The sequence below is a fragment of the Streptomyces sp. NPDC014656 genome (assembly GCF_043084305.1).
Classification (GTDB): Bacteria; Actinomycetota; Actinomycetes; order Streptomycetales; family Streptomycetaceae; genus Streptomyces.
Genome location: NZ_JBIBZN010000003.1, coordinates 40,730 through 54,806 on the forward strand (window position 1 = coordinate 40,730; position 14,077 = coordinate 54,806).

At 70.8% G+C, this 14,077-nt stretch carries 13 protein-coding genes and 2 pseudogenes; 12 read left to right on the top strand and 3 right to left on the bottom strand.

Annotated features, from left to right (window positions below; all coding sequences use genetic code 11):
- The first annotated feature begins 54 nt into the window (after positions 1-54).
- The 4 genes from ACF1ED_RS07590 (at position 55) to ACF1ED_RS07605 (ending at position 4,898) form a co-directional block, all read left to right on the top strand.
- Positions 55-624, top strand: a complete 570-nt coding sequence (locus tag ACF1ED_RS07590; RefSeq protein ID WP_391757594.1) for a hypothetical protein — start codon at positions 55-57, stop codon at positions 622-624.
- A gap of 844 nt (positions 625-1,468) precedes the next feature.
- Positions 1,469-1,660 (top strand): SflA family class IV lanthipeptide, encoded by a 192-nt coding sequence (locus ACF1ED_RS07595; protein ID WP_391757596.1) that lies wholly within the window; start codon positions 1,469-1,471, stop codon positions 1,658-1,660.
- Positions 1,661-1,662: 2 nt separating this feature from the next.
- Positions 1,663-4,287 carry a class IV lanthionine synthetase LanL gene (gene lanL / locus ACF1ED_RS07600; protein ID WP_391757598.1) on the top strand — a complete coding sequence of 875 codons (2,625 nt, stop codon included), beginning with the start codon at positions 1,663-1,665 and terminating at the stop codon, positions 4,285-4,287.
- Between the two features lie 296 nt (positions 4,288-4,583).
- A complete protein-coding gene (locus tag ACF1ED_RS07605) occupies positions 4,584-4,898 on the top strand; it encodes a hypothetical protein (RefSeq protein ID WP_391757600.1) in 315 nt (104 codons plus the stop codon).
- 449 nt (positions 4,899-5,347) lie between these two features.
- Here the strand turns inward: ACF1ED_RS07605 and ACF1ED_RS07610 are convergent, their stop codons facing one another.
- Complete coding sequence (locus tag ACF1ED_RS07610; protein WP_391757602.1) at positions 5,348-5,800, bottom strand: hypothetical protein; 453 nt, start codon at positions 5,798-5,800, stop codon at positions 5,348-5,350.
- A gap of 317 nt (positions 5,801-6,117) precedes the next feature.
- Here ACF1ED_RS07610 and ACF1ED_RS07615 point away from each other — a divergent pair.
- The 3 genes and pseudogenes from ACF1ED_RS07615 to ACF1ED_RS07625 all read left to right on the top strand — a co-directional run.
- Positions 6,118-6,729 (top strand): annotated as a pseudogene (locus tag ACF1ED_RS07615) (ISL3 family transposase); the annotation flags it as partial.
- A 238-nt stretch (positions 6,730-6,967) separates the two neighbouring features.
- On the top strand, positions 6,968-7,612 hold the full coding sequence (locus ACF1ED_RS07620) for a transposase (RefSeq protein ID WP_391757604.1): 645 nt from the start codon (positions 6,968-6,970) through the stop codon (positions 7,610-7,612).
- Between the two features lie 86 nt (positions 7,613-7,698).
- On the top strand, positions 7,699-8,208 hold the full coding sequence (locus tag ACF1ED_RS07625) for a hypothetical protein (RefSeq protein ID WP_391757606.1): 510 nt from the start codon (positions 7,699-7,701) through the stop codon (positions 8,206-8,208).
- Between the two features lie 268 nt (positions 8,209-8,476).
- Here the strand turns inward: ACF1ED_RS07625 and ACF1ED_RS07630 are convergent, their stop codons facing one another.
- Positions 8,477-8,998: a GNAT family N-acetyltransferase gene (locus ACF1ED_RS07630; RefSeq protein WP_391757608.1), complete on the bottom strand. Its 522-nt coding sequence runs from the start codon at positions 8,996-8,998 to the stop codon at positions 8,477-8,479.
- Between the two features lie 269 nt (positions 8,999-9,267).
- Here ACF1ED_RS07630 and ACF1ED_RS07635 point away from each other — a divergent pair, with 269 nt between their 5' ends.
- The 5 genes from ACF1ED_RS07635 to ACF1ED_RS07655 all read left to right on the top strand — a co-directional run bounded on the left by ACF1ED_RS07635 (position 9,268) and on the right by ACF1ED_RS07655 (position 13,031).
- Positions 9,268-9,726: a hypothetical protein gene (locus tag ACF1ED_RS07635; protein ID WP_391757610.1), complete on the top strand. Its 459-nt coding sequence runs from the start codon at positions 9,268-9,270 to the stop codon at positions 9,724-9,726.
- A gap of 851 nt (positions 9,727-10,577) precedes the next feature.
- The gene (locus ACF1ED_RS07640; RefSeq protein ID WP_391758719.1) at positions 10,578-11,132 is read left to right on the top strand and encodes a tellurite resistance TerB family protein; all 555 of its coding nucleotides are present in this window, start codon (positions 10,578-10,580) and stop codon (positions 11,130-11,132) included.
- A gap of 73 nt (positions 11,133-11,205) precedes the next feature.
- The gene (locus ACF1ED_RS07645; protein ID WP_391757612.1) at positions 11,206-11,730 is read left to right on the top strand and encodes a DUF6296 family protein; all 525 of its coding nucleotides are present in this window, start codon (positions 11,206-11,208) and stop codon (positions 11,728-11,730) included.
- Between the two features lie 666 nt (positions 11,731-12,396).
- On the top strand, positions 12,397-12,648 hold the full coding sequence (locus ACF1ED_RS07650) for an antitoxin MazE7 (protein WP_391757614.1): 252 nt from the start codon (positions 12,397-12,399) through the stop codon (positions 12,646-12,648).
- Between the two features lie 2 nt (positions 12,649-12,650).
- Positions 12,651-13,031: a toxin Doc gene (locus tag ACF1ED_RS07655; RefSeq protein WP_391757616.1), complete on the top strand. Its 381-nt coding sequence runs from the start codon at positions 12,651-12,653 to the stop codon at positions 13,029-13,031.
- 471 nt (positions 13,032-13,502) lie between these two features.
- Here the strand turns inward: ACF1ED_RS07655 and ACF1ED_RS07660 are convergent.
- Positions 13,503-13,877: pseudogene (locus ACF1ED_RS07660) on the bottom strand (LysR substrate-binding domain-containing protein); the annotation flags it as partial.
- Positions 13,878-14,077 lie beyond the last annotated feature (200 nt).

Genomic DNA, 14,077 nt, shown 5'->3' on the forward strand with positions numbered 1-14,077 from the left:
TGCGGGGGACCCCTGCCCCGCTCCCCGGAGCGGGGCTGATACATGGAGCGTGTGATGAGGATGTTTCTGCTCGTGGCGGGCCGCTCGCTGCTGTACGCGCTGCCGTACGGCCTGATCTCGACCCTGGCCGTGGTCACGCAGCTCGAATGGACCGGCCGCGCCCCCGACCGCGGGACGGCGGAGGCGGTCGAGGTCACCGCCCTGGTCGGCGGGATCGTCACCGTCGGCATCTTCCTCGCCTGTCTCTGCCTGGGCGCCGAGCACCTGCTGAAGCTCCGCCGGGCCGGGGTCCCGCTCATCCCCGCCGAGGCGACGGTGCCGTACCGGCTCGCGTTCGCCCTGCCCGTCCCGCCCGACGAGGCGCTGCGGCTCGCCCGCGGCGCGGCCCGGAACCTGGAGGAGGACGCCGAGGTCGTGAGGTACGACCGGGCGGCCGGCCGCCTCAAGAGCGTCTGGCACCCCGCCCACCGGGATCTCGTCCTCACCGTCCACGTCACCGCGACGCCCACCGGTTCGGCCGTCACCGTCGCGAGCCGCCCGCGCTTCCGGCTCACGCCCTTCGACGCGGGCCAGGGCCGGGCCGGCGTGCGCGAGGTGGCGGTCCGCATGGGCGCCACGCTCTGACGCGCCCGGACCCCGCGCTCCGGGAGGGGCGCGGGACGCGCGGGCACGGTGGGTCGCAGTCGGCCGGGGAAGTACGCCGGCACCCGCTGGTACGGGCCATGCGGCCCTGCGGTCCGTAGACGCTCGTTGAACCGCGGGGCGCCGCACGCCCACAGCGCTCCGAGACCGTCGGCCGTTCTCGTACCAGACCTCACCGGGGATGCGCCCCCACGTAGCCGCGGGCCACGCTTCCGTCGGGGGCCGGCAGCAGGATGCGGTGCCGGTCCTGTCACCGGTCTCGGCGACCTGGGGGACACGGAAGTGCTGCCCCGGCACCGGCCTCCCCCGCCCAGTGGGCGCGCTCTTTGCGGCTGACGGCATTCCCGCGTCGGTCCCCCGATGGGCCACGTCGTTCCCCGGTGGGTGGACGACGGACTCTCCACGCGGTCGGCCGGGCGGTCCCGTCGAAGTGCAGGGGGGAGCACTTCACGCCTCACCGAGCGCGGCAGAGGTGTCCGGACAGGAAATGACGGGCTGCCCGTACGGCGAGCGGCGGGGCGGGAAACGGCGCGAACGACCCTCTTGACGGGCCCGCCCGGCGTCCCGGGACGGGCGGCGCCGCCCCCGGCGCCGGCCACCGGGCCGCCGTCCCACCTGGGCCTCCCGCGTTCCCGCCGGACCGTACCGGCGCCCCGGAATCCCGTCCCCGGCCCGTCGGCGGTGCTGGGAGCATGGCCGAACCGACGCCTTGTCACCGGATGCGCCCCTCCCTACTTTTGTCCAGCGAGTTCACGGTCCGACGGGCCCACCGGCCCGCGCAGGGCCTTCCCGCTCCTCAGCGCACGACCGACCCTGGAGGCGTCACATGCCCGTAGCCGTGCCGGAACTTCTGGAAGCCGACACACCCCTCGACTTCCGCGACGCGGGTCCCCTGGAGATCGACGACGCGGCGATCGCGTTCGAGGACGACGACCGCGGCGACCGCGAGTACACGGCGTGTCTCTCCGACCCCTGGGTGACCGCCACCACCCGCTTCGCCTGCGACTTCAACTCCTAGCGGTGGCCGTCTCCATCGCCGGCCGCGACGGCTGGTCCGACGACACGTGGGCGTACCTCAACGACCCCCGGATGCCGGCGATGGAACACGGCTGGAAACTGCACGTCTCGACGCGCCCCGGCGAGCTCGACGCCGTGACCCGGCTCGTCCTGCCGGTACTGTCCCGGCACGTCTGCCACGCGAAGTTCGCCCGCGACCCGGAGACACTGCGCCGCCTCAACTCCGGCACGGTGAGCGCCGCGGCCGTCGGCAAGGCGATCACCGTCTACCCCCTCGCCGGGACCGTGGTGGCCCTCGCCCGGGAACTCGCCGCCGCCCTGCGCGACCGGGAGGGTCCACAGGTCGTCAGTGACCGGCGGGTCGACCCGAGGGCCCCGGTCTACTACCGCTACGGCCCCTTCACCGGCGACTACCGGACAGGCCGGACCGGACGGCTCGAATCCGTCATGACCGGCCCGGACGGCCGGATCTTCGACGGACTGGCCACCGGCCGCTACCGCCGCCCGCCCTGGGCCGAGGACCCCTTCGCGGCCGCCCCCGCGCACGCCGGGGGATCTGTCGCGCCCGCCCTCGGAGGCGGCCGCTACGCCGTCACAGCGGGCATCGCCCGTACCCCCCGGGGCAACGTCTACCGAGCGTCCGACCGCACCCTGGGCCGGCCCGTGGTGGTCAAGCAGGCGCGGGCCTTCGTCGGCGAGGAGGAGTCCGGCGCCGACGCCCGCCACCACCTGCGCAACGAACACGCCGTCCTCACCGCCCTCGACGGCGTCCCCGGCGTACCCCGCGTCCTGGACTACTTCGCCCACGGGGCCGACGAGTACCTGGTGACGAGCAGCTGCGGCGACCGCGACCTGCGCCGGGAGATCCTGCGCAACGGCCCCTACCGGGACGACGGCCCCCGGCCGGGACGCTCCCTGTCCGTGCTCGCCGCCCGGCTCCTGGAGATCCTGGACGCGATCCACGCCCGGGACGTGGTCGTCCGCGACCTCAAGCCCGACAACATCGTCCTCGACGGCCCCGGCCACCTCGGCCACCTCGGCCACCTCGGCCGTCCCGGCCGTCCCGGCCGTCCCGGTCACCGCGTCCACCTCGTCGACTTCGGGACGAGCGAACGCAACGGTACGGGGCCGGGCGGCGCGACCCCCGGCTACAACGAACCGGTCCTGTCCGCGACCGGCCCGGCCACCCCCGCCGACGACCACTACGCCCTCGGCGCCACCCTCTTCTTCGCCGCCACCGGCCTGGACCCCGTGATCGTCGACGCCGACCGCGTGACCAACCGGGACCGGACCCTGGCCTGCCTGGCGCAGGTCCTGCCCGCAGACGCCCACCAGAACGTCCGGGCGGCGATCACCGGCCTCCTGAGCTTCGACCCGGCCGTACGGACCGCCGCCGCCGACCGCCTGCGCACCGGCGCCCCCCACCCCGTACCGGCGCGTGGGCCGGTACGCGGACCGGCCCACCGCCCCGTACCCCTCCGGATCGACGACGATCTGCTGGACGAGGTCATCGCGCACACGGCCGCCTTCTGCGCCGCCGAGGCCGAGGCGATCACGGACCCGGTACGGGCCGCCAGGCTCTCCGTCCCCACCTCGCTCGACGTCTACGGCGGCAGCTCGGGCCTCGGCCTGGAACTCCTCCACCACACCGACCGGCCCCACGTACGCGAGACCGTCGCCGCGCTGGCCCGGTGGACGGCGGCACAGTCCAGGAACCTGCCGCCCGGCTTCTACACCGGCCGCACCGGCGTCGAACTCTTCCTCGCGGAGGCGGAGGCGGGGGCGGGCGCGGCGCCCCACGAAGGCGGGGAGTCCGGAGCTCTGCCGGGCCCCGCGCCGGATGGCGGGCCGCCCGAGGCAGACCTCATCGCGGGCGCCGCCGGCATCGGCATCGGCCGTCTGCTGCTCGCCCGGCACGCCCTGCGGTCCGGCGACCCGCACGCCGCCGACCGCCACCTCGCCGTCGCCGCCGGTTGCGACCGCATGCTGGCCTCGGGCACCGCCCGGCTCACCCCGGCCGGCCCGGACTCACCCGGCAGCGCGGCACTCCGCGAGGGCCTCGCGCACGGCGAGGCGGGCGTCGTCTCCTTCCTCCTCGCGTACGGCGCGTGGACCGGCGACCCGGACACGGTCACCCGCTCCGAGCAGGCAGCCGCACGCCTGGCCGCCGTCACGCCGGACGTCATCGCCGCGGCCGCCGCGCCCGGGGCGACCCGCCGCTACGGCTCGTGGTGCCGCGGCCTGGCCGGCATCGGAGCCGTACACCTCCAGGCCGCCGGGAACCTCAAGGACCCCCGCCACCTCGGCCTCGCCCGGCAGGCCGCGCGCGCCTGCGTCGCCCTGGCACCGAGGATGCCGCTGGTCACGCAGTGCTGCGGTCTGGCCGGAGTGGGCGACCTGCTGGTGGACGTCGCGGAAGCGTCCGGCTCGGAGGAGTTCCGGGACGGGGCCGAGGCCGTCGCCCGGCTCGTTCTGAGCCGCAGCGGCGGCACCTGGTCCCGGCCCGTCTTCCCGGACACCGGCCTTGCCCGTCCGAGCGCGACCTGGGCCGGCGGCTCCGCAGGAGTCCTCGCCTTCTTCCGACGCCTGCGCCACCGGGGCGGCCCGCGCCTCGGCCTCACTTCCTGAGCACCGAGGGACGCCGCACTCCACCCGCAAGAGGAGGACCTCGCCCAGCGGGGGGGTGCGGCTCAGCTGGTCGGAGCGTCGTGGGACCGACCAGGGGTCCGTCCGACCGCCGCGGGTACCGGACTGCCCCGCAGGGCAGCGAGATGACGTGCGGCCTGCCCGGACGTTCCTTCTCGCCCCCTGCGGGAGGCACAGAGGTACAAAGGTGGTGTTCACCGTACGGGTGGGTACCCGGTCACGGGACCGTCGCCCGGTCGGAGTCATCACTGTCCACTACTACGGCTGCGGGTGCCGACATGGACCTTTCCGGGCAAAAGGCCGACTACCTGGAGGAGTTCCGTTGTGAAGTGGCGGACGGGCTGCGAGAAGAGCTCGACGAGCGCGGGGCCCGTCTGAGGGACCTCGCGTTCGCCGAGGCCGAGGAGGGGGTGTGGGCCACGGCGGTCGTCGACCTGCCGGAACGAAGCGGACCGTGGGTGCGGCGCCGGCTGGCCGTGCCGGCATCGGGGCCGGACAAGGACGCGTGGCCGGCGGGGGCCGTCTTCGCGTCGGCGCCGGTCCAGGAACTGGATGCCCCGTCCGGACCGGGGCGAGGCGACGGAGAGACGTAGTCCGGGTCGCTCCCGAGCAGCGTGCCGTCATGGTGAGGACAGCTCCCGCGAAGACTCCGGAATCAGCCGCACCCCAACCGCTCTCGCTCCCAGGGGGACGGCGCCCGGGGCGGATGAGCGGACGGGGCGGGAGGAAGGACGGCTGCTCCTCCACGAACTCGTCGAGCACGCCGCCTGGCCGCTGTACGAACACCGCCGGGCCGGCACCCACGGCCTGACCGCACACGCCCAGCTCCGCCTTGTTCGTCCCTCGCGCGGGACCTCCCCCGACCGTGGGGCGGCCGTGGGGCGACCGCCGGATCCGCACAAGCTCACCCATGGGCGAAGGCCGGCACACCAGCGAGTGCGCCGAAACCCATCCGGTCCGGCCCCGGACGAGTTCCTGTTCCTGGACCAGCAGACCGGCGGCAAGACTCTGGACCTGTTCCGCAATGCCTCCGAGTGGGCGATCAGCCGGCGGCAAGGATGTCGGCGAGACTTACAGCGGGGCGGCCAAGCATCTCGGTCAACGCGCGCCGCTGGCGCTCTGTCAAAGCGGTGGCGAAGATCACTGCAGCGGCTTCGGCCTGTTCACAGGCCTGAGCCACCTCGTGGACTTTGCCACGGCTCAGCAGAGTCCGCGAGGAATGGGGCAAGCCCATCCTCCGGGCCCCGCCGTCCGAGACGCCTCGTCGTTGCACGATCTGCACGACGACCCGGGCACCACGTGCCGCCAGTTCCGTGGCTGCCGACGTCATCAGCGTTTCGAAGTCCTTCTGCTTCGCAGAGAAGTAGCCGACCAGGACCACGTCAGCACCTGCGGCCGTGAGCCGGAACGGCCGGCGCCGGGCCTGCTGGCGCCGGGCCGACTTCGATGGTGCGCGGCGGCCCGGGCACCGGTCGCGCCTTCGTGGCTGATGCATGCGCCACAGGCTAAATGCCCGGCCGTCTGCGGCGACACCGCGTTTCCCTTGACGGAGGCCGGTGATGTGCACGTGTGGCTCTGTCCACGAGAAGGGGTTCTGGCTCAACTTCCGTGCAGCGGCCACTGTGAGTGACGGCTGAGTGTCTGAGGCTGGGTGCTCGAAGTCGCCCGAAAATAGGCCGTGGCCACGGCAGTTGGGCTGACAGTTCGGGGCCGTGGAAGAGATCGTGCTCCGTCTGAAGGAGCTGTTGTTCCCGTCGGTCGTGAACATCGCGGTGCTGTCGGTGGACGTGAACATTGCGATAGTGCGCGTTGATGTGCACTGCCGCTGGCGCCTCCTGCCCGGGATGTGGGATCTGGTCGACCTGCGTTCACAGCTCCTACCTGCGGTTTCCTGCCGATGTGCCGAGCGGTGGGCGAAGGGTTGTCCTGCAACTTCGCGTCCGGCGGTTCCGGTGCCGGAACACGATGTGCCCGCGCCAGACCTTCGTGGAGCAGATATCCGGCTTGACGCGCAGGTACGGCCAGCGGACGGAACGGCTGCGCTCCGCCCTGGCCGCAGTCGGCCTTGCCCTGGCCGGCCGTGCTGGCGCCCGGCTGGCATCCGTCATCGGCGTGTCCGTGAGCCGGAGCACGGTCTTGCGCCTGGTCAATGCGCTTCCCGAGCCGGAAGTACCGGCGCCGCGAGTGGTCGGTGTCGATGAGTACGCCACCCGCAAGGGCCGCCACTACGGCACTGTTCTGGTGGATGTCGAAACCCGCCGCCCGATCGATCTCCTCCCGGACCGGGAGGCGTCCAGCCTGGCCGCCTGGCTCTCCCGGCGGCCAGGCGTCGAAGTCATCTGCCGCGACCGAGCACCGTTCTTCGCTGAAGGCGCCGCTGCCGGAGCACCGCAGGCGGTTCAGGTCGCGGACCGGCGGCACCTCTGGCACAACCTGAGCGAGGCCGCTGAACGCACCGTCGCCCAGCACCGCCGCTGCCTGCACGTTCTGACACCTGCGGCACCTGAACCCGAGCCAGCATCCGCTCCGGCCTCGGGCCCGTCCGACTCACCCTGGCCACGCGGGCACCGGTTCGCCGACCGGACCCGATCCCGTCACGCCGCGGTGCACGACCTGTTGAAGGTAGGGCACAGCCGGCGCTCGGTCGAACGGCAAACTCGGGATGACCTGGCGGACCGTCAAGCAACTTGCCGACGCGGCGACGCCGGAGGAGCTGTTCAACGGACAGTGGCAGAACCGGCGCTCCGTCCTCGACGACTACAAGCCTTACCTGGACGACCGCTGGAGCGAGGGCTGCACGAACGCCTGGAAGCTCTGGGAGGAGATCGTGCCGCTCGGCTACAAGGGCAGCTACCAGCGCGTCCGCGCCTACCTGCGCGAGAAGCGCACCTCGCCACGGCCGGTGACCGCCAGGCCGCCATCGGCCCGACCGGTCGCCGGATGGATCCTCCGGCGCCCCGACACCCTTGCCGAGGCCGAGCAGCTCCAGCTCAAGTCCGTCCGGACGCACTGCCCCGAACTCGACGCCCTCACCCGGCACGTCCGGTCCTTCGCGGCCATGCTCACCGAGCGCCAGGGCGAGCGCCTGGCCGCCTGGCTCGATGCTGTCCGTCAGGGCGACCTGCCCAGCCTCCACACCCTCGCCGCAGGCATCGACCGCGACCGCAATGCTGTCATCGCTGGCCTCACACTGCCCTGGAACTCCGGTGTCGTCGAAGGCCATGCCAACCGGATCAAGATGCTCAAGCGCCAGATGTTCGGCCGCGCAGGCTTCGCCCTCCTGCGGAAGCGCGTCCTCATGTCCTGATCACCGACGACGGTAGGAACTCGATGGCAGCCGGGGAGGCGGATGTGTAAGCCTTCCCCTTCCAGATGCCGACGGAGAAGACCTTGATGACCAGCGACGACGCCCTCGATCAGTTCAGACGCATCGCGCGTGAGAGGGCATTTGGCAGGCATGTCGGGTCGGACAGGCTCATCCAGGCAGGTCTGGACGCGCTGGTAGCTGGGGTCGAAAGCCCGTCCCTGGCCATGCTGGCGGGACTCCTCCGAAGCGAAGAACCCGAAGCGCCAGAGCTCTTCGACCAAGTCCTGGACGAGCTGGGACTGCTCTTCCACCCACCCACGGACCCCCGGGCCACAAAGTGGGCGATGGCCTACTGGATCGCCGGTCAGATCGCCGACGGATCCCTGGATCCCGCCACCGGCACTCACCTCATCTGGGCAGACATCGCCTATGACCTCGGCTACCCCGAAGAGCTGGCACCACTGGTGTCCTGCGCGCACAACCTGGACGGCTGGGAGGAGAGCTGGGGAGTATCCGTCGAGGAACTCAACGGAGAAGCGGTTGAGGCAGCGAAGCAGTTCCTTAACAAGGGGGCGGGAGCCGAGGCGCGGGACTGACCAGCGGTCCCTTCTCGCCACCGGGATTCGTCGCCCGCGAGCTGATCCGCTCACTCAGCGTGGCCGCGTCACAGAAGTTGAGCCAGAACCCGAGAAGGGACAGCAACTGTTCATCGCTTCGGACAGCAGACGGCGGCGGTGCGCGAATCGAGCATCTACCAGTTACGACAGCATTTGCACCGGGGCTGTCGGGTACTCACCGGCACGTGGGGCGAGCAGCCGAGCGATGACCATGTGGCTGCCCGTCGTGAATGCCTCTGGGCAAAGCTCAAAGGCTCTTTCGCATGAGGATGCACATCGTCTCGTGGCGACGGATCGATCCGTCGGGCCCTTCCTCGTCCCAGGCATCCGGTTCGCGGCTGTATGCGACGTAGCCCAAGCGCTCGTACAGGGCGCGTGCCCTGGAGTTGTCCTCCTCCACGGCGAGTTCGGCCGTGCGGAGCCCGCGGTGCCGGATTCGTTGTTCGGCAGCACGGACGAGCAGCGTTCCCAAGCCACAGGACTGCAGCGCCGGCAGCACGGCGAGCTGCCACAAGGTTCCGGCTTCCGGGGAGACCTGATAGTCGATGCCGCCGATCGCCACCGGCAGGTTCGCGGGAGTGCAGACAGCCAGGTAGTCCACCTCCCCTGCCGCAGCACGCGTCAGCTCTCGCTCCACGTGGCGTAGATGGGTGGCCGAGCCGGACCAGGTGCACGCCGGCAGATCCTGAGGCAGCAGATCGCGCACGGTGACACGAGTGGTGACGGTGGCGTACGGGGAATCGTCTTCGGTGATCACGCCCCGAAGCATGCAACCTTGGAGAGGACACGACAACGGGTTTCACCCTGCTGGGTGCCGTGTGCTGTCGTTCCGTTTCTCGTGAACATCGAACACGACGGAGCCGGGGTGGCTCCGGAAACGCTGAACGAGTGCTGTCGAAGCTGGGGTTCTGGCACGGGTTCTGTGCAGCAGGGCCTGGGCATTGCGAGCGGAGAGACGGTTGCCTCGCTGGTCAGGGCTGGATTTGCTCCGGCTCGACGAGATTAGGGTGCTGATTCACCGAACCGAGGAGAGCTGGCGTGCCCGACAGACCGCGGATGGAGGAGGCCCTTGATGTCCTACGTGCCGAACTGGAGGTCGGGCGGTCGGCGACGGAGTTGACCACGCGGGCTACGTGGCTGGCCTTCATGCGATTCGCGCGACAGCGCTTTGCCACCGCGCCGACGCCCGATTCAGACGGCTTGCTCTTCCAGTACGGGACGTACGCCTTCAGCGGGCGGCCGATGTTCACTGTGGACCTCACGCGACAGTTCGACATCAGTGACGACGGCGGTGAGCACGACCGCTACGTACAGATTCACTGCGAACTCCACTACGAGTGCGAACCCGCCCTGGACGCCCTGGGAAGCTTCAACTCATGGTTCTTCCACGACGCCAACGCGGGCCTCGACGAGTGGCTAGCCGCCATGGAGGGGCACCTCGAACTGCTGCTGGCTCGTGTGCCCTCCGAGATCGACGTGTACGAGGAGCCGGTATAGGCCGTCACGCAAGCAGGACTCGCTTGCGCAGGAGGTCGAAGCCTGCGCGGCCGGACATCTGGCGTTTGAGCATCTTGATCCGGTTGACGTGGCCTTCGACGACACCGGAGTTCCAGAGCAGGGTCAGTCCGGCGATGACGGCGTCGCGGTCTCGGTCGACGCCTGCGGCGAGGATATGGAGGCTGGGCGGTCACCGGCTGCGGTGAGGTGCGTTTGTCGTGCAGGTAGGCGCGAACACGCTGGTAGCTGCGCTGATAGCCGAGCGGCACGATCCCCTCCCACAACTTCCACTGGAGTACGACGCTTCGTCCTGCGCTCGTTACATCGGCGGGAAACCGCAGGTAGGAGCTGTGCACCCGGGTCGACCAGGCCCCACACCCCGGACAGACGGCGTCGGCCGTGGGGCAGTGCGCGTCGACGCGCACCATCTCGATATTCACGTCCACCGACAGCACCGCGACATCCGCGATCGACGGGAACAACAGCTCCTTCAGCCGAAGCGCGACCCCTTCCACGGGCCAGACTCTGAGCCCAGCCGCCTCGATGAGGGCTCATTTTCGGGCGACTTCGATGCCACCCTGAAGTGCTCTATCGACACTCAGAGTGGTCATTGCACGGAGGTTGTGCCAGAGCCGAAGCTGGTGAGCAAAACCCGTGTGCCATGTTCATGTGCACGCCGACACGCGGCTGACCGCCGCTGCTCCGGCCGTGCCGGTGCTGGGGTGACACGTGTGCTGGGGGCGTCATGTCAGGGGCGGCGGAACTTCACGATGTGCGGTAGGCGTTGGCGGGGTGGTGCGTGATGACGCGCGGCCGTTAAAAGACGACACGACAGAAGCTGGGTGGAACAAGTGGCGATGTGGGATCGGATCAAGGACCAAGCGGCCAGGGGTCTGCAGCAGGCCCAGGGAGCGCGCGGCGGCTCCGGTGGCCATGGGCCGTCCGGCGCGCGGTCCGGCGGCGGTTCCAGGGCCGAGCTCGTGAGTGCGCTGAAGTTGCAGCTCACGTCGTTGAAGACAGAGCTGAAGAGCGGCGCTTTCCGGGATGCCAGCATGGCCATGTGCGCGTTGGTGGCCGCTGCCGACGGGCGGATCGACCCGGCCGAGCGCCAGCACGTCGAATCGCTCATCGTCACCAACGACGTCCTTCAGAACTTCCCCGCCGACCAGCTTCGCCAGCGTTTCAACAAGCACGTCGACCAGCTTTCGGCCGGTTTCGTCATGGGCAAGGCGGCGGTGCTCCAGGAGGTCGCCAAGGTGGCGAAGAAACCCGCCGAGGCGCGGGCCGTCATCCAGACCGGCATCGTGGTCGCGGGTGCGGACGGCTTCATCGAGCCGGCCGAGGAGCAGATCATCCGCGAGGCGTGTGCTGCGCTTGGCCTGTCGGCGTCGGAGTTCGGCATCTGACCCGCTCCCCCTCGGCGAAGACACGTGCGGCGGCGCGCGGGTGACGGGAGAAGAAGAGGGTGGGGGGGCCTCGATGGCATACCCCCACAGCTATGAGCTCGTCTTCCAGGAGCCGACGGCGGCCGACGACGTGGTCGTGGTCCGCCGCGAGGAGCGTGCCGGGCCGAGCGGCTGCCCGCTCTACGAGAACGATACGGACGTCGGGCTTGGCCGGGATCGGCGAGCACGGAGACGTCCGCATGCCCTCGGGCGGCGGTCATCGGGACCCTCCCTCCCGGTGACGGCCCGTGCGGGGGTAGGCGCGGGCAGGAACATCCGACCCGGCCGTCGTTCCGCGACCACCGGACTGCGCTCCGGATCTGACCGGCCCGGGCGCCGGCGAAGCCGGAGCGGATCGTCAGGGCCCGGTGATGCGGAGCTGAAGGCCGTTCGGTGGCCGCTGCCGAGGGGCCAGGTCAGGCGGACTTTCCACGGCGGGCGGGCGACCTTCATGAACGAAGTCGCCCGTGCCCCCGATGACGTCGGACAGAGCAGTGCCCCCATCTCGGCGAGCTCACCCGGTTCCGGGTCTGGCTCCGCGGCGGCCTCGGCGCTGTAAAGCACGTAGCGGCTGCTCGGGGCGAACGGTCGCGTTCTTGAGACCGCGGGGTGCGGTCTTCCCGTGCAGGTGCTGGGGCTGGAGCTGGGGCTGGAGCTGGGGCTGGAGCTGGGGCTGGAGCTGGGGCTGGAGCTGGGGCCGAGCCACTCGCCAGCGGTGGTGGTACGGAAGAAGTCGAGCATGCCGTCGTCACGGGTGAAGGCGTGGCCGCCGATATGGCCGTGCAGCGCGAGAGCGCCGGACCGGATGACGACCTCGAACCGGTACGCCGGGCTTTGCCGGTACGCCGGGCTTTGGGGAGGTGACACCCCAGGTGTCGGTATAAGCCATCCCCCAGGAGGGTCACGGTGTCACCGGCTGACTCCCGCTCGAACAGCTCCCTGATCCCGGCCATGCACGGATCCCGGCCATGCACGCCTTCAGCGCCCCGTACGGGTCGACGACGGTCATCGCTCGGTGTCCGTCCCAGCTCGGACGCGCTCTGCCGCCCCCCTGCCGCGGGAACCTCAGTCGTTACAACGACCGTGCCACGCGGGAGGACGCGGCGCCGGTCCCCGAACGCGGCCGGCGGCCGTCAGGACCACAGCCTCGGCGCGGCCGACCGATTCGAGCTGATTCGAGCGAACCGGTATTCACGAAGGTGCCTATCGATGCATACTCGGTGGCATGGCAGACACCACGATGAAGGTCAGCGCCGAGACCAAGGACCGGTTGGCCGCCGTCGCGGCCGCGCACGGGATGAGTCTGCGCGCCTTTCTCGCGAGCCTGGCCGACCAGGAGGAGAACCACCTGCGGCTGACCCGGGCGACCGCCGAGTTCCGCGAGGTCACCCGGCAGCCGGGCCTCGCCGAGGCGTTCGACGCCGCGTTCCCTGACGACGCCCCGGCCCCCCGAGACGCTGCCCGCCGGGCGGCCTGACCTTGGAACTGCACGTAGACCTCCGCTGGCTCCTCGACCGCCAGGAGGACCTGCTCGGCAAGGAACTCGCCGTCCGCGACTACTCAGGGCTGATGGCCGCCGTCGCACGCCACAAGGTCAACACTCCCGGCCTCGACGCCGGCGAACCTGACGCCTACTGGCGCGCCGCCGCACTGCTCGACGCACTCGTGCTGCTGCGCCCGCTCGCCGCACGCAACGCGTTCTTCGCGTACGGCGTGACCGTGGCGTACATCCGGGCGTCCGGGAAGACCGTCGACGACACCTTCGAGCCGTGGGAGGACCTGGTCCGCGACATCCGCGGGCTACGCCTGTCGGTGTACGACATCTCCGACCGGCTGCGGGCGATGCAGCCTGACGTGTAGCAGAACCGGCGCCTGCTCCGTCCGCTCAGTACCTAACGGCCTTCTGTCCTCCCGGCGGGGGCCTTCGTACGGCCCGAAAGCGCCTGGTGAACACGACGAGCACGGCCTCGCCTCCATCACGGCCCATCGTCCTCACCGACCGCCCTGACCACCCCGAGCCGGGCACAGCGCCGCTGCCGAATCCGGCCCGGCCCCGGCCGCGGCACCCAGGACCGTACGTGTGCGAGCCGCGGGAACCACTCGTCCGCTCGGCGGCTGAGGGCCATGACGGTGGGACCGCCCTCGCTCGGCCGGGAGCAGGAACGCGAAACGCTTTCTCTCCGGGTCGCAGAAGCGAGCCGAGCCCCCACACAGGCACCCCGCGCAGGCACCCCGCGCAGGGACAGGTACTGGCCCCTCCAGGAGGCGGTCGTCGAGGCTGCGGCGGTCGACTCGTCCCTGCGGGGCGGCGGCGTCGTCGGTTTCCCTCGGTCAGGGGTGGAAGGCGGTGGTCGCGATCTCGATGAAGGGGGCGGATCAGCGGGTTGGTGTCACCCTCGCACCACGCCGCCCCCACGTGGCTCGACGGCACGTCGAGCAGCGGCACCACGGTCAGCTCCGCGGGCAGGTCGTGTCCGAGCGGGGCCAGGCCGACCGCGCTGTTCCGCAGCACGGCCTACAGGCGTTCCTGGACGGCGCGTGCCACGAGGCCCTCGCGCGGCTCGCCGCCGTTCCAGTAAGGCTGTCAGAGGGGGCCGCGCCCTGCGGAAACTGGAACCAGCGACGGTCGTTCAGTTCGACCAGGCGCAGCCCGTCGCGGCGGGCCAGCGGATCGTCGGCGCGCAGCCCGCAGGTCGGGTCGGGTCGGGTCGGGTCGGGTCGGTCAACTTCCCTGCAACAGCTATCACTTGATCGAACGATCCGATTCAATGTGACTGCCGGACGCGACCATGCCTGAGGGGGAGTCACATGAGCAGCAATGCTTTACCACCGGACAACGTGCCACCGGTCCCGACATCCCCGCCCACGCCACCACCGCCCCCATCGACCATGCCTGCCCCACCGCC